The following is a 20,962-nucleotide window of genomic DNA, read 5'->3' on the forward strand; positions in this document are numbered from 1 at the left end:
AATGGAAGATCTGCAGAAAATGATAAGGGAGATAAGGAAAAAAGCAAAAAGAAGGGAGAAAAGTGGGTTGATCGCTTCCTGGACCGAGAAAGATAGATTGAATGGAAAGGTGGTGGATTCCTTCGTTATCATACTTCGAACCCGTGGATGCCGCTGGGCCTATCACTCTGGATGCTCCATGTGCGGCTACTTCAACGATACAAACCCGAGGATGAAGGAGGAAGACCTGCTCAAGCAGGTGGAGGAGGCTAAAAATAAGTACAATGGTGAACCGCTCGTAAAGGTATTTACCTCCGGCTCATTTCTGGACGATTGGGAGGTCCCTCCAAATGCGCAAAATGCACTGTACGATGCTTTCTCATCAGCAAAAAGAATCATAGTGGAGAGCAGGCCGGAATATGTGACGGAAGAGAGGGTAAGGGAGGTAGGAGAGAGGAGAAACGTAATGGTTGCCCTTGGACTGGAGAGTGCAAACAACGAAACTCTTGAGAGAAGAATAAACAAGGGATTCACCGTTGAGGATTATGTACGCGCTGCTGAACTTCTCAGGAAGCACGAGGTGCCCGTGAAAACATACGTGCTTCTAAAGCCTCCGTTCATGACCGAGAGGCAGGCCATTGAGGAGGCCATATATTCCGTTGAATTTGCATCAAGATACTCGGAAATCGTGTCGGTGAACCCCATGAATATTCAAAATTACACGCTTGTTGAGTATCTTTGGAGAAGGGGAGAGTACCGCGCCCCCTGGCTCTGGAGCGTTGTGGAGGTTCTGAAGAGAACCTCCAGTTTGGGGGTAGATGTTGTTTCATACCCCACCGCGGGTGGCAAGGTGCGTGGTGCTCACAACTGCGGGAAATGCGATGCCAGGGTGCTTGAAGCCATAGAGAATTACTCTCTCACCCAGGACATTTCCCACCTTGAAAATCTAAACTGCACATGCAGGGAACGGTGGAAGAAAATAGTGGAGTACGAGGACTATCTCTGGGATTACACGTATAACTCCTAGGAGATCTTGGCCGCATTTACAACCTCATCCCCGTTTTCCAGCTTTATGAGTCTCACTCCACGGGCCGTCCTTCCTAGAACGGACATTTGGGAAACTGGTATTCTTATGCTCTTGCCCTCCCTTGTGAGAAGCAGAATCTCCTCCGTGTCTCCCACAAGCATGCTCTTAACCACGAACGCTCCCCTTGTGTTTATGTTTTTCACTCCGTAGCCCCCTCGTTTTATCAGGCGGTACTCATTCACATTTGTTCTCTTTCCATATCCGCTGCTGAGAATCGTTAGCACAAAATGTCCATTCAAGGTGGTGCCTGCTGATATAACTTCATCTCCTTCCCTGAGCATTATACCCCTTACGCCCCGGGCGGTGCGACCCATGGAACGGACGTCATCCTCCCTGAACCTTATGGCCATTCCAAACTTTGTGAATAGAAATACATCCTCACTGCCGCTGGTGATGAGCACATCTACAAGTTCATCATCCTCATCGAAGGTTATGGCCCTTATGCCCAAACTTCTGGGATGTGAGAAGTACTCAAGGGGTGTGCGCTTCACCACGCCATTCTTGGTTACGAAAAATAGGTATCCATGGAAATCGGACACCGATAGCATCCTGACTACCTCGCTTCCCAGTTTTGGAAGGACGTTGATTATAGCCCTGCCTCTGCTCCTCCGAGAGCCCTCCGGCACGTTGTAGGCCTTGAGCCAGTAAACACGTCCATTTCTGGTGAAGAACAGGAGGTAATCGTGCAAATTGGCCTTCACTATGTCCCTGGGCAAATCTCCCTCTCCGTAATTTATGATCAATCCCTTGCCTCCACGCCCCTGGGGACGGTACTCTTCAGGGCTCATTCTCCTGATGTATCCCTTCTCCGTCAATATGATTATAGCAGGTTTGTTGGGTATCAAATCCTCAATATCCCTACGCTCTATGGCTTCCCTCAAGATCTCGGTTTTTCTCTCATCCCCGTAGTTCTTCTTTATCTCCAGGAGTTCGTCCCTTATAACTCCGTACCTCTTTTCCTCGTGGGCAAGCAGGTCCTCCATTCGGGCTATATCCTCCTCAAGTTTTCTGTTCTCCTCTCTAAGCGCCGCTATCTCCATACTCGTGAGTTTCTGCAATCTCATCTCAAGAATAGCCTTTGCCTGCAAATCGGAGAATCCCATGGAAATAAGATTCTCCATAGCTTCCTTCACGTTTCTGGATGCCTTTATGGTTGCTATCACCTCATCGATCATTTCAAGGGCCCTCACGAGACCCTCTATTATGTGCTTCCTCTCCCTTGCCCTTTTCAACTGGTAATTCAATTTTCTCACAAGCACATCCATCCTGTGCTTCAGATACTCTTGCAGCAATTCCTTGAGATTGAGCACCCTGGGGACTCCATTCACAAGGACGAGATTGATTATGCCGTAGGTAACCTCAAGATCCGTGTGCTCCAGAAGCTGGTTGACCACTATTTCTGGATTTGTATCCCTCTTCACCTTTATTACGATCCTTATGCCGTCCCTATCACTTTCATCCTTCAGATCCGATATGCCTCGAATCTTATCCTCCCGCACCAGAGATGCTATTTTCTTGAGAAGATTGCTCTTGTTAACCTCATAGGGAATCTCGCGAACTATGATTTTATCCCCCTCTATCTCATACTTGGCCCTTATCCTTATTTTACCCTTGCCCTTGGTATAGGCATCCACAAGGCCACCGTATCCTATAATCTGCCCACCTGTGGGAAAATCTGGGCCGCTGACATAATTTAGCAACTCACCAACATCCGCATCGGGATTGTCAATAAGGTACACGAGAGCATCAACGACCTCGCCGAGATTGTGGGGTGGCATATTTGTGGCCATTCCAACGGCTATGCCCGAGGAACCGTTTATTAGGAGATTTGGAATCCTTGCGGGAAGAACAACTGGCTCCTTGAGCGATCCATCAAAATTTGGCATGAAATCAACGGTGTCCATATCAATGTCCCTAAGCATTTCCTCTGCGATTCTGGATAATCTTGCCTCAGTGTATCGCATAGCCGCAGGGGCATCGCCGTCAATGCTCCCGAAGTTGCCCTGGCCATCCACGAGAACATAACGCATTGAGAAATCCTGGGCCATCCTTGCAAGGGTATTGTATATAGCCTGATCCCCGTGGGGGTGGTACTTACCCATAACCTCTCCCACTATCCTGGCGCTCTTCTTGTAGGGTTTGTTGTGCATCAAACCCAGCTCGTACATCCCGTAGAGAATGCGTCGGTGCACGGGCTTCAGACCGTCACGCACATCAGGAATGGCACGGGATACTATGACACTCATGGCGTAATCCATATAGGAGTTCTTCATCTCCTCATCAATTGAAACTTCAAAAATACGCATCATACCACCTCATATATCAATGTTCATTACCTCCCTGGCATGCTCAATTATGAACTCCCTCCTTGGTTCAACAGCCTCCCCCATAAGAATGGAAAACAGCCGGTCTGCCTCGGCAGCATCTTCTATCGTAACACGAATTAGCCTTCTCTTTTCGGGATCCATTGTTGTTTCCCACAACTGCTGGGGATTCATCTCTCCAAGACCCTTGAACCTCTGCACGGAGGCGTTGGGATACTTTTTCAGCATCTCCTCCTTCTCCTCATCGCTGTATACATAGTAAATCTCCTTACCCCTCTGTATGCGGTAAAGAGGTGCCTGGGCAATGTAAACATGCCCCCTCTCTATGAGCTCGGGCATATAACGGTAGAAGAAGGTCAGAAGGAGAGTGCGTATGTGTGCACCGTCCACATCTGCATCGGTCATAATGATGATTTTATGATACCGAAGTTTTGAGTAATCAAAATCCTCACGCACACCCGTGCCTATGGCCGATATCAGGGCACGGATCTCATTGTTCTTAAAAACCTTATCTATGCGTGCCTTCTCCACGTTGAGGATCTTTCCCCGCAGAGGCAAAATAGCCTGGAAGTGCCTGTCCCGGGCCTGTTTCGCCGAGCCACCTGCCGAATCACCCTCCACTATGAAGAGTTCAGCCTCCTCAGGATCCTCGGATGTGCAATCTGCCAGCTTACCCGGAAGATCTAGGGACTCAAGATAATTCTTCCTCCTTGCAAGTTCCCGTGCCTTTCTGGCTGCAATTCTAGCCCTGGCCGCTGCTATGGCCTTAGTAACTATGTTTGTGGCCACATCCGGATGCTCCTCAAAGTAAGTGCTCAGAATCCTGTTGACTACGGAGAACACCACCCCCTTGACCTCGCTGTTGCCCAGCTTTGCCTTGGTTTGCCCCTCAAACTGTGGATTTGGATGCTTTACATGTATAACTGCAGTAAGTCCTTCACGCACATCTTCACCCTGAAGGCTCATGTCCTTTAGCATACCCTTTCCCTTGGCGAAATCGTTTATGGCCTTGGTTAAAGCGCTTCTGAATCCAGAAACATGGGTTCCTCCCTCCACGGTATTTATGGTATTCACAAAGGCGATGAGGTTCTCCGATGTGCTATCGTTGTACTGCAATGCGAATTCCACAATTATGCCATCCTGCTCATCCATGCCATAAATAACATCTTTATGAAGGGAATTGTAGCCCTCATTTAGAAATTTGACAAACTCCACAATTCCGCCTTCGTAATGGAAAACCTCATGCTTTCCTGTACGCTCGTCCTCAAGTTCTATTTCAACTCCCCTGTTTAAAAACGCCAGATCCCTCAGTTTTTTCTTCACAATGCCGTACTTGAACTCCGTGGTTTCGAAGATCTCAGGATCGGGCTTGAATCTCACATATGTGCCCCTGGGATATTTGAAGTGCTCCTCATGGCCAGCCTCATACCATCTTACCTGGCCGTTCACAAACTCGCCCACAACATGCACATCGCACTGGGGCTTACCCCTCACATACCATTGAAAATAGATCTTTTCATCCCTTTTCACATATACCTTTAACCACTCGGAGAGGAAATTCACCACATGGATGCCAACCCCATGCAACCCTCCTGTGATACGATAGGCCTTTTTATCGAATTTTGCACCTGCATGAAGCACGGTCATCACGATCTCAAGGGCGCTCTTTCCCTTCTCAGGATGTATGTCCACAGGAATTCCACGGCCATCATCCTCAACGCTCACACTTCCATCCCCGTGTAGAATAACGCTTATCCTCTTGCAGTATCCCGCCAGGGCCTCGTCAATACTGTTGTCCACAACCTCGTAAATCAGATGGTGCAAGCCACGCTCATCTGTGCTCCCTATATACATTCCAGGCCTCTTTCGAACAGCCTGAGAGTCCTCCAAAATTTGAATTGCCTTTGCATCATACTTACTCATTTTATCCACCACTGAAACTATGATTTCCATATAGCAACAAGGTATAAAATTCCTTTCCTGTGCAACAAGATGCTTTGATTTCACACCAAAAAATTAATATATCATCGTTATATACATAACATCGTTAGGTATGGTGATTCCCGTGGAGGCCCCCAGAGAGAAGATAAACAGGGAGATGCGCTCCGGGCTCTATGCCCTGCTCATCCTGAAAGCCATAGATGATCTGGGCGAGAGTTACGGGTATGAGATCGTAAAGCACATTGAAAATAGGAGCGGGGGAATGATAAAAATAAAGGATGCAACAATTTACCCCATACTGCGATACTTTTCCAAGAAAGGCATTCTGGAATCCTTCTGGACTGAGCCATCCTTGGGCATTCCTCGCAAATACTACAGGTTGACTCCACAGGGCAAAAAATTGCTAGGGGAACTTCTTGAGGATTATGAAAGACTGAGAAAGCAAGCAGATGCCCTACTTTATGGAGGTGAGAAAAAATGAATGTGGTGATCACATTTATAAATACGGTGTATTTAATTCTTGCACTTTTGCAACTATTCCTCGCACCTAGACTCGGGCCAAACCCATACTTTGGACTGAAAATAGGATACACATTTTCAAGCAGGGAGGTCTGGGAAAAGAGCAACCGCTTTGTGGGGGCTTTAACTCTTCTCCACGCCATCTCGCTCACTCCCTTTTCATTCCTGAGTTTTTCCTATTTCATCTATTATCTCATCGCGTTTATCGTACCTATACTCTTCATTTCCATAGCAGGCGTGGTATACGCAGCACATAAACTTGAGGAATTGAATGTGATCGAGAAGGAATCCACCGAGCCAATTAAGCCATTTGAAGCAGGATTCCTGCGGAAGCACCTGGGCCTCATTCTGTTTTTCATCTTGCTATTCATAATGCTCGTAACTTACAATTCTCTACCAGAAACCATAGCGGTGCATTTCAATTTGAAAGGTAAACCAGATGGCTGGGCGAGCAAGGAAGATTTCTTCCTCCTCTACACAATCTTTGCGCTGATTTACCTTTCATTCGTTTATCTCATAATTTACCTGGGCAAGAGGTATCCCATAATAGTGCACTCCGGAAAGATGAAAATCGGCCGGGATACGGTTTTCAAGAGTTCAATACTTGCGATGAACCTTACCATTCTGATTTTAATTTTCGTATACATCGGAATATACATAACAAATGTCAGGCATTCAAGCACCATAATAAATTTGGTGGTGATTTTATCCATTCTCCTGGCATTTGTACCCATAGGCTACATAATTTACAGATGGAAAAAATTCAAAAAAGGAGGAAACAATATGAAAATGCTCAAATGCCCCAAATGCGGGTATGTGTTCAAGGCGCCCAAAATGGATAGAAAGAGCATTGGCTACGGATTCACTTTTCCCGGGCTTGGAGTTATAAAATGTCCAAAATGTGGATATATCGCACCGAGGAGAGAGTTTGAGGAGGTGAAAGAATGAAGAAAGGAACGAGTTTGGTGGTAATAGGCGCGATTCTAATAATCGCGGCCATAGGCATATATGCACTCACAACAGCAAACATTGGTCTTGAGGTTACGCAGATTGAGCCACACGGCGAAAAAATTATCGAGTACAATCTTACCGCAGGTAACTACACGCTTATAATAAAAACAAGTGGGAAAATACACTACTCATTTTACAACTCCACCGGTATTATTATTCAGGGAAATACAACCAGCGATGCAGTGAAAAACTTGAATCTTTCCAAGGGCTCATACACTCTTAAAATAGAGAACTTATCGAACAATACTACTGCCGTAACATTGGGTCTGAAATCACAGGGGTCCCTGATGTCCCTCGGTCTGCAGGTGCTTGGAAGTGGAGGCATCTGCCTCACAGGAATAATAATCGTATTTGTGGGAGTGTGGCTCATACTGAGAGAGAAGAGGAAAGGTGAAACGAATGTACCTTGAAGCCATAAACCTGACCAAAAAATACGGTAATTTCTATGCACTGAAAAACCTGAATCTGAGAGTTGAGGGTGGAAAATGCATTGGCTATCTAGGCCCCAATGGTGCAGGCAAGACAACCACACTAAAGCTGTTCACAAATCTTCTGCGACCAACATCTGGAGAGACAATAATAGACGGGTACAGCGTGCAGAGGAACATGAAAAAAGCGCTGAAAGATGTGGGCACGCTGATTGAAACTCCGGGGTTCTATCCATATCTCACACCCGTTGAGATTCTATCCATGATATGCGATATCCGCGGTGCAGACAAGGGAGAAATAAAGCACACCCTTGAAACGGTTAAACTCTACCGATGGAGAAACAAGCGTGTTGGCAAGTTTTCAAAGGGGATGAAACAGCGTTTGGCTATGGCCACTGCCCTAGTTACAAATCCTTCCATACTCATACTTGATGAGCCAACAACGGGGATGGACCCACAGGGAATGGCAGAAATAAGAAACATAATAAAATCCCTGAAAAGGGAGGGAAAACTGATTTTCATGTCCTCACATCTCTTACCGGAGGTTACGGAGGTCTGCGATGAGGTGGCAATGATAAATCGTGGAACTTTGCGACTCTACGACTCAATTGATAGGGTGACAAAAAAATTCTCGTCCAACTCCGTGGTTATTGAGCTGATGGAGCCTGTTAAGAACCCCCGAGAAATAGAGGATATACGGAATGTGAAAGCCGTGATGATGATAACCCCTCAAAAATTGAGAATACACTTCACAGGCAATGCTGCTGAGCAGTACGAGATACTCAGAGAGATGATTTCAAGAGGTTACAAAGTGATAAGTTACAGAAGTGAAACACTGGCGCTCGAGAAGGCATATCTCAAATTGATAGGAGGTGAGAGGAATGAATGACCTGCTCCAAATGCTCACAATAACAAGGTATCAGTTCAAAAATTACATACGCTCAAAAAGGTTGCTGACCCTATTCATGATAACCCTTGCAATAGCCATCCTGTATTTGGTGGTTGTACAGATTTACATAAATCCAGAATATATGGAGATAAAGGTCTTCACAAAGAACTGGGTTTCTCCAATAACCTATCTAATTATCTTGGCCGCCCTGTTCTTCGGAGGAGATGCCATTGCAGGTGAGTATCAATCAAAAACCGGCTATTTTCTGCTTCCAAATCCCATAAGGAGGGAATCAATACTGTGGGGAAAGTACATTGCATCCTTTATGGCATCTGCAATAGTTATGCTAACCTACTGGATAATACTCATTGCTGATGTTTACTACTACTATGGAAAACTTCCAGATGCACTATGGTACTCTTTTGCCCTTTCATTCCTGTTCTTACTGAGCCTGCTAGCCCTTACCTACCTGTTTTCATCCATGCTAAAAACAGGCACCGTGGCCATAGTTCTTGTGGCGATCATATATTTCTTCGTGTTCAGCATAGTGGACACCATCTCAATGCTGACCGGCCATGAGCCCTGGTACTCAATAACCTATGGAGCCTCAATACTCACCCTGGTATTTCAGGGTAATTACATCGGAGATTATCCAACGAAACAGATAATTCAGGCAGGACCACATTTCACAGTTACGATATTCAACCCCACAATTGCAGAGGGAATTGAGATTATGGTGGCATACTTCATAATCTCAGCAATACTTGCAACGGTAATCTTTCACTACAGAGAAATGAAATGAATTACCCCATTTTCTTTATCTGATTTCTGTACATTTCCACCAGTTCCTTGGTGGTCGTGGCCTCCTCCGGACTCTTATCATCCCTCCATCTACCCGTGAAGCGTGGGAACCTTATGGCAAGACCCGAACCCTTCTCCACAACATCCCTGGCACATGTGTGAGTGGGACTGAGAGTTATCTCTGCGCCTATAACCTCAAGCACTACCTTGGGTACGAACCAGTAATCTGCATCCATCTTACTCCAAACTCGGGGATGTCTCTTCTCAATCTTCAACTCTTCAAATTTCTTTGGAAGGTGGGCAAGTTGTTCATCTGTGAATCCACTTCCCAACTTGCATACAGTCTCAAACCTATCCTTTTCGGGATTGTAGGCAGCCATGAGCAAAGCGCCGTAGGTGCCCTTTCTACGTCCCTTACCCGCAAACGCACCAACGACCACAAGATCAACGGTATCTCCCATCTCCACCTTGTAATCCTTCTTGTACTTTATCCAAAGAAACTCCCTCGCCCCTGCACGGTATATGCTTTCCTCTCCTACATTCTTCGCCACAAGTCCCTCACAGCCATCCTCTATGGCGTGGTTGAAGAAATCCTTTATTTCGGAAATATCAGAGGATACAATACGGTGTGCAAATTTAACACGGTCAGTGGGCTGAATTACTCTCTCAAGAATTTTTCTGCGCTCGGGATACGGTTTCTGCGTGAGATCCTCTCCATCAAGATAGAGCACATCAAAGAGAAAGAGCACAACAGGGTAATCCTCCATCGCCTTCTCAATACCGTATTTCCTTCCGCGCCTGTGAGATACTACCTGAAATGGGAGCAATTCCCCTGTGTTTATATCCACAGGGACAGCTTCTCCATCAAATATACCCTCCTCACCCTTAAAGGCCTCCTTAAGTGCTTCCACAACATCCGGAAACTGTGAGGTGAGATTCTCAAGTCTGCGGGAGTAAAGCCAGATTTTCTTCCCCACATGACCCTGAATGCGCATCCCGTCGTATTTATACTCAAAAGCGGCGCGACCTCCCATCTTTGCGAGAATCTCTTCCAGAGAGGGCAATCGCTCGGCAAGCATCGCGCGAATGGGTATGCCCAGCTGAATTTTTATTCCCTTAACCCCTTCAATGCCCTCAACGGCAAGTTTTTTGGCTATGAACCCAAGATCTGGATGTATGTTGTAAGCCCTCTCAACGAAACTTCTCAGTTCCTTACTCCCGCCAAAGGCTATGGACAGGGCATCAAGAATTGTCATATCCGCAATGCCAAGTCTCAACTTACCCTCCACAGTGCGCACTATATACCTGGCTTCAAGGGGACTTGCAAGGTTCAGAAGTTCGGCGAGAAGCTGGATCTTGCGATCCTGGGAACCCTCACCTTCAGCCCGTGCTATTTTTTCAAAATTTTCATATACCTTCTCAACCGTGAGTTTTTTCTCCTCCTCAAAGGAGAAGAGCGTGGTCTGTCTTTTCTTCTTTATGGCCTCCTCTGCAACGATGCCCAAATCACCGTACCTTCTAAGCATATCTTTCATGGCATTTTCCCTTATTCCCGTGGACTTGGATATGGCCTTTATCGCAAGTTTTTCCGCAAGTCCCAGTTCCACACCAAGATAATCGGCATAGAGCTTTCCCTGGGTCAGATATATGACCCTATCAATTATCTCAGGAGGCGTGGATTGGAAAAGCTGAACGAGGTAATCTGTCATCTCAAGACGTTTTGTTGTGCCCTCTACCTTCTCGTAGGTCTCGGCTATGAGCCTGTATTCCATATTTGCATCTATATCTTCGTGATTTAAGAATTTATCGCAAAAATATTTACCTCTTTATGCAATACTTCGCACCATGGGCTTTGCCTGGAAATTCGGATTCTGGTTCTCCTCGTGGGTGAGCATAATCGTCATAGGTTATTTCTCCCCTCCCCTGCTCAACCTTGGACCTTTCAAATATGTTTTAATTGGGCTGGGCACATTTCTCATACTCTACGGTCTGCTTCTCAACGCCATAGCTGGACGCACCCTGAAAAAATACGGTCATTTTGAAATAAGAAAGGGGATAAAAAAGCCAGATAAACTGGTTACCGTGGGCATTTACTCCTGCATGCGCCATCCTGCCCAGTTCGGCTCAATACTCTTCGGCATAGGCATATCCCTCCTCACGATCAAAACCCTTGCAGTTCTGTACGCAGGATGGATTTCATTCTTCACACTTTACTTCATACTTGCGATTGAAGAGCGAGAGACCTTGATGGAGTTTGATGAGGAGTACTGCGAATTCTTGAAGAGAAGAAAACCCTTCTCCTTCTCTCTCAAATGCCTGAAAAAGGGGATTGAGTACCTGAAAAAAAGGGAGCACAATTCAGATAACTGTGAGAATAATGTAGAAAAGAAGGGCGAGAAGTATGTAAAGCACGTATCTTCTATCGTTTCCGGGCATCAGGGCACGCTGAAACCTCCGTGATGCAGTAATCGTAACATTTGCCAAAAACTGGTATGTGCTTACAAACACGTCCCCATAGTTCATCCTTCTATCAGTTCTGAAGAGCCATTTTTGGGTTAGCAGTAGTATTGAAGAATGCCCTCTGGTGGGATACTCCTCATTTTTCAGCCCACCACTCCAAGGCTTCACAACGCGGGATTTCTTCATTGGAACTCGCATGAGTATGTAGACCGATAGAAACACTATCACAATGAACAGGAAGAGAAACGTTGGAGAGAGCACACCAAATCCTTTACCGGACACTATGAGATAGCCCCTGGGAATTCCAAACAATCCACCCAGAAATTTATTCACAGACACATTCGTTATGAGTTCTATTGCGGGAGAGGCTGCTTTGAAAACCATTTGTGGGAGAAGGCCAATAAGAAGGAGAGTAAAGGACCCAAGAGCAAGGCCAATGTCAGAGAGTTCCCATCCAACCCGTTCCCTTCTCTCAACCCCGTGCACGATGAACTTGCTCATCGCAATGGTGCTTATTCCTGCAGTCAGGGCTATCAGAGCACCAACAGATACGGTGAGCACCCTGAGCCATAAATCTGAAAAATAAAAGGATTGGAACATGGATTCTATGGCGCTCCACTCTGCGATAAATCCGGGAAGCGGAGGAACGCCAGCCAGGGATATTGCAGCCAGATACCCGGCAATTGCTCCTACGGGCGTTAATTTGTACCTTCCTCCCAGAAACTCACCACTCCTCTCCAGTTTTCCTGCCACCATAAAGAGAAGAGATTTTGCCATTGTATGGGCAAATGCAAAGAACATAACGCTTAGAAGCATGAATGCGGCTACCAGATGCTGACCTCCTTGAAAAGTTATTATGAATGCGCCAACGAGCGCTATGAGAACACCATCATTTTCCACCGTACTGTAAGCGGGCAGTTTCTTTACATGGTCGCATATTGCAGCGTAGAACACTCCGATGAGAGAGCTCAAACCCCCTAAAATCAGGAGAACTGCCCCTATCCAGAAATCTGGAACTGCCACACCCAAAAACCTGATAAGTCCGTACAGACCCATCAGAGTCATTACAGCACTCAGCTGGGCAGACATATTCGCCGGGGCTCTTGCATGGGCCTCCGGAAGCCAGATGTGGACAGGTACTGCAGCCATCTTTATTATAAACCCAAGAGCCATCAGAAAATACACAGCATCCCACGTGTTAGAGCCCCACGTTTCAAACACCACACTTCCAGCCTGGAAGGAGGCAATGGCAAATGAGGAAAATATAAAGATAAAACTCAATTCCCCGAATGCAATGAACATATAAGCGGCCCTACGAGAGTTTTTGTGAGAGTAGAGTGAGAGAAACGATGCAACTGTCATACCCTCCCACCCAACAAGGAAAGTTATGGCATCTCTAGCAAGTAAGATTAGAAGCATCATACCCGTTGTGAATGCGAATGAGGATGCCAGCAATCCATCTTCAATCTCGTATTTTAAGGAGAAGAGAGATATGGTAAGCCAAGCAAGGGACGACAGCAAGATGAAATAAAACTGGATTGCTCCAACATCCATATCCCAGTAGAGCAGGAAAAGGGTGAAGGCTGATACAGATGCAACTATTCCATAGGATAACCTCCTAAATCTGATGCCAATAACTCCTGCTATAAGATAAAGGAGCACGAGAATTAAGGGATTCATTCTTTCCACCTCCCTGCAATACCAAGAAGCACCTTTAAAATTTCAATGGGCTGAGGAGGACAGCCAGATAACCTTGCACCCACAGGCACTATATCCTCAACCTTTTTACCAAGGGCCCCATTTGCGCATGCTCCAACAGATACCACCATTTTCGGTTCTGGCATGAGTTCGTAGGCCTCCCTAAGCACCGGGACCATTTCTTCCGTGGGTGTTCCAAGAACGAGCATTACGTCAGCATGCTTTGGTGTAGGCGTGAAGAAAAATCCAAGACGGTGAATATCGTAATGGGGCGAGGTGAGGAGAGATACCTCCCGATTGCAGGCGGAACACGAGCCAACATCCATCACAAATAAATGAAGGGATCTTCCCAGATTGATTTCGGAAAAAATTTCAATTTTCTCGTCATTTTCCGCCATATCACACAGGCCACATTCCAAACAGGAGAGCTCATTCATACCAAAGGGACACTTACCTGTATCCACAGGCCTGATGGATCTGGGAGCATCGAACTCACCGTAGGGGAACTCTGTGGTCAAAACACCCTTTTTCAGACCTCTCAGCATCCACATCAGAGCCACCTCCCATGGGAACCGGCATCCGCAAAGTAGGCACCGAAACTGTCAAGGGCAAATGGAAAATCTGTGAAAACATTGCCCACAATACCCACGGAAAATGCATGGTAGAGGGGGAGAGATGCAGGTCTTAGCATGAATTCTCTAACTATCCCGTCCTCCACACTCACGGCCATAAAAGCATCACCTGGAGGTGCCTCCACAACACCGTACTTGAATCCATCTCTCGGTTCAATCCTGCATTTACCCCACTCGGCACTCTCCAGATACGACAGGGATTCTTCTACCTCCTGTACACGAACCATGAGCCGGGCAAGCGCGTCTCCATCACCCTCCAATTTCGGATGGTGCCATCCATAGATTTCTCTGAAAATTCCTATTTTTCTTGCATCCCTTGCAATTCCAGCTGCACGGGCAGGGATACCTCCAAGATCATTTTTAAGAGCATCATCACGATTCAAAGTGCATGTTGTGTGAAGCCTGTCCACAAATATGCGAGAATCAAGCAGTTCCTCACTCAAATCTGTGAATTCCTGATGGATATTCCCAATTCTCCTGTGAAAATTCGGATACTCTCCAGGGCCATGCCTGAGAAATCCCATCCCGTACCTGTGGCCCAGCACTCTCTGGTTTATGCGAAGAAGCTCCTCCGTCATTGCGGCCAGATGTGCACTTGCAACCTTCTGAGAAGCATCTCCAGCAAGTTTGTGCATGACCCATATGTGGTTGTGCACCCTCTCCAGCTCCATGGCCATGGTCATATAATTCACACATCCCTCATCAGGCTCGGAGGATAATACCGAAAAGAGAGATGCATAGGATACCGAGAACTGCCCCACAAATCTCTCAACATAAACGAGTGCCTCTGAAACTTTTTTGTTTATTACCAATGCACCCAAATTTCTCCTTTTGAAGACCAAATAGGGAGCAAGGGCATTTATTCTCTCACCACAAGTGCTAATTTTAAACGCCCCTGCCTCTCCGAGGCCTCCTGCGGCAGGCCCATAAATCAGGGTCTTGGAACATGGAAGGGAATCGGAAACTGAATAATTACCCGTGTACGCCCTGGTTATGGGCCTCCTTACATACAATTCCTCAGGAATGGAATTCCATACCGTAAAACGAATCTCGCCTGTATCGTAACTCAACCAAACGTAGAGGTTCTGTTCATTTCCCTCAAATATGGAGATAAGTGCCCACTTCCCATTCACATCAATGGGATTCACCATTTCAAAATCCCCACTCACATTGACCACCCCTCAATCCAGAAGTAGAGTATGAAAGAGATGGCAATTATGGCCAGGGCCCCTGCAAAGGGCACCACAGAATGTGCCAGATCCACCTCAATGCCATCATTTTCCCTGGTGAAGAGAATACGGAGAGCATGGTAATTGAGGGAGAGGAAAGATAAAATTATACCACCGAGAAGGACGACAAATGCGTATATGTGGGATGATAATCCCATAACTATACCAAACTCCCCAAAAAACATGGGAAATGGCGGAGCGCCCGTGACAGTCATGGCACCAACAACCGTTGAAAAGGCAATCAGTGGGGAGGCCCCGAGATTTTTTATACCCCCAATCTCCTGATAACCCATCCTCTTAAGCACTCCTGCAATGAAGAATAGAACGGACTTCCCAAGGGCATGGGCAACGAAGAGGATGAGCACATAATACATAACACCGGGAGAGAAATAGCTCAAGGCTATGCCAACTGTCGCAATGCCCATAACATCCATACTGGAGTATGCGAGCAGTCTTTTGAGACGCACTTGGGATAGCATTAGAAATGCGGCAATCCAGAGTGTGAGAATACCTATTGCAAGGGTGAGGTAAAACAGGAAAATGGAGTGCAGAACATTGAAAATCCTATAATAGACAATCAATGCTGATGGTAAGAGTGAGCCTGAGAGCATGGCACTCACAGGTGATGGGGCTGTGCCATGGGCGTCCGGAAGCCAGGTGTGGACCGGAAATAGTCCTGCCTTGGCCCCAAAACCCAACAGTGCCAGAACTCCAATGAGTTTAACCGCAGTGTTTACATGGGCATCAACCCAGATGAACCCTCCCGTGGCCCAGCCAAACAGGACAACGGATAGAAGAGCCATCCCAAGACCTGCAGATGCTATCAGAATGTATCTCCAGGCACTCTCCACATGGCTCTTGCCCCTTTCCACAAGTATCAGTGCAGCGCTCACAATTGTGGAGGCTTCAAGCCAGAACCACGCGTAGCCTATATTTGGCGAGGAAACTGCCAGAACCATTGTAAGGGCAAACAGGGCAAGCAGTGCCCAGTAATAATGCTCAGGAAGGTAAAACCTCCTTATATCCTTCAGACAAACCAATGAATGGAGCACAGCGAGAAGATATGTGAGGGAGATCACAAGTATCATACCAAGAGATAATGTATCCAAATAAAAGCAGGAGCATTGAATTGCACCATTTGAAAAAATAATCAGGGAGAACGCAAACACCAAACCTGCACCCACAACATTGGCAATCATTCCCACAATTTTCTTTGGTATTAGGGATAGAAGAACGGTTAAAGAGAGGGGGATGATTATTCCATAAACAAAATACCCTATCATTTTAACTCACCCCGAAAGTTCGTCAATTTCAAGTGGTCCATATTCCTTCTCAGCCCCAAGTATCACTGCCAGAAGCACCGCGCCTATTATATCCAGAAGCACTCCAACCTCAAGCAGAAAACTCATGGGTGCGAGAATCAAACCCATATAGAGAAGCGCGTTTTCCTCCACAATATAACCGGAGATCTGGGCTATGGCATTTTTACGCATAACAATTATGAGAAGTCCGAGAAGAAGGAGAACAAATGGTATGGCGGCATTCCATGTTCCCAGAGTTGTGTAGATGGCCCTATAAAACAGAAGTCCCGTCAGAGCAAGAATTATCCCAACCACAAGAGTGTGTTTTGCCTTTGTTTCAAGTTCCCTATGCTTCCACACAGGATCCCTTTTCAAATCCTTTATGAGTATCTCCGGTACAACATAACCTCGAAAGATGAATGTCAGGGCAGAGAGAGCAATAATTGCGTAATCTCCAAGATAAACACCAAACGCGAGAATCAGAAATCCGAGAAGTATAGATTGCGCCTGAAGATGCCTAATCAAACTGTGTATGAAATTTTCTGATATTATAACAAAGCCGTAGAGGAGTATAAGCACACCGATAAAATCAATAATTGAGGTGAAGAGAATCATTTGGGCACACCTCCCACAAGGAACAATGATATGACTGCAAGAAGTGCCATCAGATAGGAGAAGGTGAGATAATCAATGATCTTAAAAAGCCGGATTTTAGCCACGCTCATCTCCACAACAACCATCGCGAATATGACAATGAGCATCTTCACGAAAAGGAGAGCCGTTCCCCATATGACGTTCCATGGGGTGAGGGAAAGAGGAATCAGCCATGGTATTGCAAAAACGTTGATGAACACAGAAAAGAGAATGAACTGTTTCATATATGCACCCCATGACTTAAGGGCATAGAGGGGGCCTGTGTATTCAAGCCCCATTCCCTGTCCAATCATCCCGAGTTCACCCATTCCATGACTCTCAATTGGCAGTTTTCCGGTGTCAAAAAGAAGGAGGAGAAAGAATGCAGCTATGAGCAGTATGTGTGTCGTGGAGAGCATCCAAGAGGGGCTGTTTCTCAAAACCTCGTTTGTGACAAATGGATTGTTTGTACCTGTTATGAGAGCAACACCAAAAAACACTGTTATTAGCACGGGCTCTGCAAAGGCACCAAAATTCACGCCTCTCGTAGACCCTATGCCCGTATAATACGACCCGGTTTTTTCAGCACCTATTATCGAGAAAAATGAGGCAAATCCAAATATGAAGGCACCTCCCAAAAAGTCCACGGTTGGAGCAAACCAGGAGGGTGTGCCGAATACTATGGGTACCACCCAGGGAAGGATGAGGTACGCGGTGAAAGCTAAAATAGGAGCAACTGTAAATAGTGAACCTGCATCCTCGGGTATGAGGGTCTCCTTTCTGAAGAACTTTGCCAGATCATAGTATGGCTGAAATATGCTCATACCCCTTCTAGATTCAAATCTTGCCTCCACTCTTTTCATTATACCGACCATTAGAGGAGAGAGCAGAAGAACCACAAACATCTGAACTGCTCCGATTATTATCTGGGGGATCATTGGCGTTCACCTCTTCTCACGAAAAGGCGTCATCAGCCATGCTGGCACTTGGGGTGGACGCCATCACCCGAGCACAGGTGCATCTGCTTCCCATATTTATAGGTTTGCATTGACCTGCAAAAATATTTAATATCTGGCAATCATCTCAAAACCCGATGATTACCGGAAAAATTCTTCGGATCAATCTTGACACTCAAAGTGTGGGAGAGGAAGTATTACCAGAGGAGGTGCTGAAAAAATACCCTGGAGGAAAGGCCCTGGGATACTACATCTTCGCAAGAGAGGTCCCTCCGAACATAGAGCCTTTTTACAGAGAGAACAAGATTCTATTCGTCCCGGGACTTCTCAGCGGTCTGGCCCCAGGAGCAAGCAAGGTGGCTGTAATATCAAAATCTCCTGAAACGAATCTGATACACGACAGCTATGCAGGAGATAGATTCGGTCCATTTCTGCACCGGTGGGGCTACGCTGCCATGATAATAGAGGGAAGAGCAAAAAGCCCGGTTTACATCACTGTGGGCGATAACGTGGACATACTCCCTGCAGATTTTCTTTGGGGTAAGGGAGTATACGAAGTATCCGATGAAATATGGAAAAGACATGGGGATGGGGCCATTGCAGCCATAGGTCCCGCAGGAGAGAATCTGGTTCGATTTGCAAACATAATGTTTGACACAGAGCGCTCAGCTGGAAGGGGGGGTCTCGGAGCCGTCATGGGTTCAAAAAATCTCAAGGCGATTTTCATCAAACCCATGGGCGTTGAGAATATGAAAATTGAAATTTCAAAAAGGGATGAATGGGACAAAACTCGCTCAGAACTCTATCAAAAACTTGATGAAAGTGCCTCTCCCTCACTGAAGATATATGGAACAACAAACTCACTTGTGCTCTCCGGAAAGAGGGGAATGAGCCCTGCCTACAACTTCTCAAAGCCCTACATTCCCGAGGAACTGGCAAGAAAACTCGGAGGCGATGAGGCGAAAAAATACGAGATAGAGCCGGAGAGATTTGTGCACGGCAAATCCTGCCCCGTAAAATGTGCAAGATACATAGAGTTGGAGTATAACGGGAAAAAATTCAGAGTGAAACCGGAGTACGAGAGCATCGGTATGCTTGGCGCAGCCACAGGGGTTTTTAATTTCCCAGATGTGGCATATCTCATTCACCTTGCCAATGATCTGGGTCTGGATGCAATTGCCGCTGGCAACACCATAGGATGGTTGTTTGAACTGGTTGAACGTGGCCTCGTGGGAAGCGATGAAATAGGCGTACCTGTCAAAGGATTCGGCGATGCCCAGGCGGAAGAGAATCTGCTTCGGATGATAGCCTATCGCAGAGGATTCGGAGCCATCCTCGCGGAGGGAGTGAAAAGAGCCGGAGAGATACTGAACAGGGGGCAGAGACACGCTGTTCATGTAAAGGGCTTGGAATCTCCAGCGTGGGATCCCCGCGGGTTGCGCACCTATGGGCTCAGCTATGCAACCGCAGATGTTGGTGCATCCCATCTTAGGGGCTGGCCATATCCACGCAGTTTGCCCAATGACGGCCCTGCCAAGGAACTCGTTGCAAACCTGATTCAATCAAGGGATAAGGACGCACTCTTCGATACCCTGGGCCTATGCAAGTTTGTACCGTGGGAAAAGGAGGACATAGAGAGCATACTCTCAACCCTTCAATTTTCGGGCGATTTGAAAAACGTTGGATGGAGAACAGAGTGCATATCCAGAGTTTACGCCATTGCATCAGGCTTGATTCCCGAAAAAGATGACACAATTCCACCGAGGTGGTGGGAAAAAGAAGAAGATGGACCTGCAAGGGGAAATGCGGCTTTCATGAATCATGAGGATTTCATAGAGGCACGCAGGGAATTCTACCGTCTCAGAGGCTGGGATGAGAATGGAGTACCAAAAAAGGAGACACTTAAGATCCTTGGAATTGAGGAGTTTTCATCATTTTTAAGGTGATAAAATGCTCCTGCTCATAGGTTTTGAAAGTGAAGAGATAGAAAAGATCAAGGGAATTTTCGAGGACGTGATCACCGTCTCAAGGGATATGGAAGACGTAAAACTCAGGGAAATAATAGAACAAAGGAAGGAGGGAAGTGGAGAGATCCTGGGGCAGCAGAGAATAGTCATAATGCACGATATACCAAAGGAAAAAATCGGTTCAACAATAAAGGGCATAAGGTCCATAATCGGGGAACACATAATATTTGCCACCTCCACGCCCACCTCCCTCCAATGGAAAATAGCGGACCTTGTGGAAGAACTCCTGGAGGAGGACAGATACTTCAGGTCCCGCTCTAAATGATCTCAATATCCCTTCCTATTTCAACAACCATCCCATCATCTGCTGCTATGGTCCTTACACCAGTTTCCTTCCATATCCAGTCAGCCTGAAAATCAGGGTTTTCCTCAATCATCTTTAGTCCAAAATGGGTCAAAATTGCGATTTCCGGCTTGATTGCCGCAACCAGTTTGGCGGCTTCCTTTGTGCTCAGATGATATGGTATCTTTGCCCCCAGGGGCCTGGTAACAGGAAGTATCAAAACCCTTGCATTCCTATGGGTTCTGGCAAGAGAATCGCTGTAATCGGTATCCGCCAAATAGGAAACTATCCCATGGGAAGTTTCTATCTTGAAGCCTATTGTGGTTGGATCATTATGATACGACTTTGTGGCCCGAATCTTTATACCCCTGTACCTCACTACATTGCCCGGAGAGAGAGAAGCGACCTTTTCCACGAGGCCCATATGGTACTTGGAAATGGCGGGATCGTAGATATCATATCCCTCAATCACGCTCTTTGACCCCACAAGAAGTCCCTTTTTCTTGGTACCCCCATTGGTTATTGCCTCAATAAGCACCTCCGCATCTGTGTAATGATCCGTGTGGGCATGGGATACGGCAATGATATCCGTTTTCGTAGGATTGACCTTGAACCTGTGCATTTGAACAAGTGCACCGGGTCCGGGGTCAATGTGGATTTTTATACCATCATCTAAGTAAACCCCTCCAGTGGCTCGAATCTGGTATATGGTGGTGAACCGCCCGCCGCCAGTTCCTAGAAAAGTTATTCTGGTCACTATGCAG

The 20,962-nt window shown here is 46.4% G+C and carries 19 protein-coding genes and 1 riboswitch; of the genes, 9 read left to right on the plus strand and 10 right to left on the minus strand.

The window, feature by feature from the left end; genetic code table 11:
* Position 1: 1 nt before the first annotated feature.
* Positions 2 to 1,006: an archaeosine biosynthesis radical SAM protein RaSEA gene (locus ACIM339_RS01165; protein WP_015282769.1), complete on the plus strand. Its 1,005-nt coding sequence runs from the start codon at positions 2 to 4 to the stop codon at positions 1,004 to 1,006.
* Here the strand turns inward: ACIM339_RS01165 and gyrA are convergent.
* Both gyrA and gyrB read right to left on the minus strand, forming a co-directional pair.
* A complete protein-coding gene (gene gyrA, locus ACIM339_RS01170) occupies positions 1,003 to 3,372 on the minus strand; it encodes a DNA gyrase subunit A (protein WP_015282770.1) in 2,370 nt (789 codons plus the stop codon). The two genes, ACIM339_RS01165 and gyrA, sit on opposite strands and share 4 nt — an antisense overlap.
* Positions 3,373 to 3,381: 9 nt before the next feature.
* Entirely contained in the window at positions 3,382 to 5,313 is a 1,932-nt protein-coding gene (gene gyrB / locus ACIM339_RS01175; protein WP_015282771.1) for a DNA topoisomerase (ATP-hydrolyzing) subunit B, read from the minus strand.
* Positions 5,314 to 5,443: 130 nt separating this feature from the next.
* Between gyrB and ACIM339_RS01180 the strand changes: the two genes are divergently transcribed.
* Genes ACIM339_RS01180 through ACIM339_RS01200 form a run of 5 tightly spaced genes read left to right on the plus strand, consistent with a single transcriptional unit; the run spans position 5,444 to position 8,980 of the window.
* The gene (locus ACIM339_RS01180) at positions 5,444 to 5,812 is read left to right on the plus strand and encodes a PadR family transcriptional regulator (protein ID WP_015282772.1); all 369 of its coding nucleotides are present in this window, start codon (positions 5,444 to 5,446) and stop codon (positions 5,810 to 5,812) included.
* Entirely contained in the window at positions 5,809 to 6,798 is a 990-nt protein-coding gene (locus ACIM339_RS01185) for a DUF1648 domain-containing protein (RefSeq protein ID WP_015282773.1), read from the plus strand. Before ACIM339_RS01180 ends, ACIM339_RS01185 begins: the two co-directional genes overlap by 4 nt.
* Positions 6,795 to 7,271, plus strand: a complete 477-nt coding sequence (locus tag ACIM339_RS01190) for a hypothetical protein (protein ID WP_015282774.1) — start codon at positions 6,795 to 6,797, stop codon at positions 7,269 to 7,271. The genes ACIM339_RS01185 and ACIM339_RS01190 overlap by 4 nt, the downstream gene beginning before the upstream one ends.
* Positions 7,261 to 8,178: an ABC transporter ATP-binding protein gene (locus ACIM339_RS01195; RefSeq protein WP_015282775.1), complete on the plus strand. Its 918-nt coding sequence runs from the start codon at positions 7,261 to 7,263 to the stop codon at positions 8,176 to 8,178. The genes ACIM339_RS01190 and ACIM339_RS01195 overlap by 11 nt, the downstream gene beginning before the upstream one ends.
* Positions 8,171 to 8,980 (plus strand): ABC transporter permease, encoded by an 810-nt coding sequence (locus ACIM339_RS01200; RefSeq protein ID WP_015282776.1) that lies wholly within the window; start codon positions 8,171 to 8,173, stop codon positions 8,978 to 8,980. Before ACIM339_RS01195 ends, ACIM339_RS01200 begins: the two co-directional genes overlap by 8 nt.
* Before the next feature lies 1 nt (position 8,981).
* On the opposite strand, the gene ACIM339_RS01205 is transcribed toward ACIM339_RS01200, so the two are convergent.
* Positions 8,982 to 10,751: an ATP-dependent DNA ligase gene (locus ACIM339_RS01205; protein ID WP_015282777.1), complete on the minus strand. Its 1,770-nt coding sequence runs from the start codon at positions 10,749 to 10,751 to the stop codon at positions 8,982 to 8,984.
* 73 nt (positions 10,752 to 10,824) lie between these two features.
* Here ACIM339_RS01205 and ACIM339_RS01210 point away from each other — a divergent pair, with 73 nt between their 5' ends.
* Complete coding sequence (locus ACIM339_RS01210) at positions 10,825 to 11,439, plus strand: isoprenylcysteine carboxylmethyltransferase family protein (RefSeq protein ID WP_015282778.1); 615 nt, start codon at positions 10,825 to 10,827, stop codon at positions 11,437 to 11,439.
* On the opposite strand, the gene ACIM339_RS01215 is transcribed toward ACIM339_RS01210, so the two are convergent.
* Genes ACIM339_RS01215 through ACIM339_RS01240 form a run of 6 tightly spaced genes read right to left on the minus strand, consistent with a single transcriptional unit; the run spans position 11,338 to position 17,870 of the window.
* Positions 11,338 to 13,119 carry a proton-conducting transporter membrane subunit gene (locus ACIM339_RS01215; protein ID WP_015282779.1) on the minus strand — a complete coding sequence of 594 codons (1,782 nt, stop codon included), beginning with the start codon at positions 13,117 to 13,119 and terminating at the stop codon, positions 11,338 to 11,340. The genes ACIM339_RS01210 and ACIM339_RS01215 overlap by 102 nt on opposite strands.
* On the minus strand, positions 13,116 to 13,688 hold the full coding sequence (locus ACIM339_RS01220) for an NADH-quinone oxidoreductase subunit B family protein (protein WP_015282780.1): 573 nt from the start codon (positions 13,686 to 13,688) through the stop codon (positions 13,116 to 13,118). Before ACIM339_RS01220 ends, ACIM339_RS01215 begins: the two co-directional genes overlap by 4 nt.
* Entirely contained in the window at positions 13,688 to 14,938 is a 1,251-nt protein-coding gene (locus tag ACIM339_RS01225; RefSeq protein WP_015282781.1) for a Ni,Fe-hydrogenase III large subunit, read from the minus strand. The genes ACIM339_RS01220 and ACIM339_RS01225 overlap by 1 nt, the downstream gene beginning before the upstream one ends.
* Positions 14,935 to 16,281 carry a proton-conducting transporter membrane subunit gene (locus ACIM339_RS01230; RefSeq protein ID WP_015282782.1) on the minus strand — a complete coding sequence of 449 codons (1,347 nt, stop codon included), beginning with the start codon at positions 16,279 to 16,281 and terminating at the stop codon, positions 14,935 to 14,937. Before ACIM339_RS01230 ends, ACIM339_RS01225 begins: the two co-directional genes overlap by 4 nt.
* A 6-nt stretch (positions 16,282 to 16,287) precedes the next feature.
* The gene (locus ACIM339_RS01235) at positions 16,288 to 16,914 is read right to left on the minus strand and encodes a hydrogenase 4 membrane component (E) (RefSeq protein ID WP_015282783.1); all 627 of its coding nucleotides are present in this window, start codon (positions 16,912 to 16,914) and stop codon (positions 16,288 to 16,290) included.
* Positions 16,911 to 17,870 (minus strand): respiratory chain complex I subunit 1 family protein, encoded by a 960-nt coding sequence (locus ACIM339_RS01240; RefSeq protein ID WP_015282784.1) that lies wholly within the window; start codon positions 17,868 to 17,870, stop codon positions 16,911 to 16,913. The genes ACIM339_RS01235 and ACIM339_RS01240 overlap by 4 nt, the downstream gene beginning before the upstream one ends.
* Before the next feature lie 16 nt (positions 17,871 to 17,886).
* Positions 17,887 to 17,947, minus strand: a riboswitch (Fluoride riboswitch).
* Positions 17,948 to 18,025: 78 nt separating this feature from the next.
* Between ACIM339_RS01240 and ACIM339_RS01245 the strand changes: the two genes are divergently transcribed.
* A complete protein-coding gene (locus ACIM339_RS01245; RefSeq protein WP_015282785.1) occupies positions 18,026 to 19,834 on the plus strand; it encodes an aldehyde ferredoxin oxidoreductase family protein in 1,809 nt (602 codons plus the stop codon).
* A gap of 4 nt (positions 19,835 to 19,838) precedes the next feature.
* Positions 19,839 to 20,180: a DUF3783 domain-containing protein gene (locus tag ACIM339_RS01250; protein WP_015282786.1), complete on the plus strand. Its 342-nt coding sequence runs from the start codon at positions 19,839 to 19,841 to the stop codon at positions 20,178 to 20,180.
* Here the strand turns inward: ACIM339_RS01250 and ACIM339_RS01255 are convergent.
* The gene (locus ACIM339_RS01255) at positions 20,173 to 20,955 is read right to left on the minus strand and encodes an MBL fold metallo-hydrolase (protein WP_015282787.1); all 783 of its coding nucleotides are present in this window, start codon (positions 20,953 to 20,955) and stop codon (positions 20,173 to 20,175) included. The genes ACIM339_RS01250 and ACIM339_RS01255 overlap by 8 nt on opposite strands.
* Positions 20,956 to 20,962: the final 7 nt, after the last annotated feature.

Origin of the sequence: Aciduliprofundum sp. MAR08-339 (assembly GCF_000327505.1) — an archaeon.
Taxonomy (GTDB): domain Archaea; phylum Thermoplasmatota; class Thermoplasmata; order Thermoplasmatales; family Aciduliprofundaceae; genus Aciduliprofundum.

What these genes read in the sequence shown, in the direction of transcription:
- ACIM339_RS01250 (WP_015282786.1), top strand. Translation starts at nt 19,839, where the DNA reads ATGCTCCTGCTCATAGGTTTTGAAAGTGAAGAGATAGAAAAGATCAAG.
- ACIM339_RS01235 (WP_015282783.1), bottom strand. Translation starts at nt 16,914, where the DNA reads ATGATTCTCTTCACCTCAATTATTGATTTTATCGGTGTGCTTATACTC.
- gyrB (WP_015282771.1), bottom strand. Translation starts at nt 5,313, where the DNA reads ATGAGTAAGTATGATGCAAAGGCAATTCAAATTTTGGAGGACTCTCAG.
- ACIM339_RS01240 (WP_015282784.1), bottom strand. Translation starts at nt 17,870, where the DNA reads ATGATCCCCCAGATAATAATCGGAGCAGTTCAGATGTTTGTGGTTCTT.
- ACIM339_RS01220 (WP_015282780.1), bottom strand. Translation starts at nt 13,688, where the DNA reads ATGTGGATGCTGAGAGGTCTGAAAAAGGGTGTTTTGACCACAGAGTTC.
- ACIM339_RS01190 (WP_015282774.1), top strand. Translation starts at nt 6,795, where the DNA reads ATGAAGAAAGGAACGAGTTTGGTGGTAATAGGCGCGATTCTAATAATC.
- ACIM339_RS01205 (WP_015282777.1), bottom strand. Translation starts at nt 10,751, where the DNA reads ATGGAATACAGGCTCATAGCCGAGACCTACGAGAAGGTAGAGGGCACA.
- ACIM339_RS01210 (WP_015282778.1), top strand. Translation starts at nt 10,825, where the DNA reads ATGGGCTTTGCCTGGAAATTCGGATTCTGGTTCTCCTCGTGGGTGAGC.
- ACIM339_RS01230 (WP_015282782.1), bottom strand. Translation starts at nt 16,281, where the DNA reads ATGATAGGGTATTTTGTTTATGGAATAATCATCCCCCTCTCTTTAACC.
- ACIM339_RS01195 (WP_015282775.1), top strand. Translation starts at nt 7,261, where the DNA reads ATGTACCTTGAAGCCATAAACCTGACCAAAAAATACGGTAATTTCTAT.
- ACIM339_RS01215 (WP_015282779.1), bottom strand. Translation starts at nt 13,119, where the DNA reads ATGAATCCCTTAATTCTCGTGCTCCTTTATCTTATAGCAGGAGTTATT.
- gyrA (WP_015282770.1), bottom strand. Translation starts at nt 3,372, where the DNA reads ATGCGTATTTTTGAAGTTTCAATTGATGAGGAGATGAAGAACTCCTAT.
- ACIM339_RS01245 (WP_015282785.1), top strand. Translation starts at nt 18,026, where the DNA reads ATGATTACCGGAAAAATTCTTCGGATCAATCTTGACACTCAAAGTGTG.
- ACIM339_RS01180 (WP_015282772.1), top strand. Translation starts at nt 5,444, where the DNA reads ATGGTGATTCCCGTGGAGGCCCCCAGAGAGAAGATAAACAGGGAGATG.
- ACIM339_RS01165 (WP_015282769.1), top strand. Translation starts at nt 2, where the DNA reads ATGGAAGATCTGCAGAAAATGATAAGGGAGATAAGGAAAAAAGCAAAA.
- ACIM339_RS01200 (WP_015282776.1), top strand. Translation starts at nt 8,171, where the DNA reads ATGAATGACCTGCTCCAAATGCTCACAATAACAAGGTATCAGTTCAAA.
- ACIM339_RS01185 (WP_015282773.1), top strand. Translation starts at nt 5,809, where the DNA reads ATGAATGTGGTGATCACATTTATAAATACGGTGTATTTAATTCTTGCA.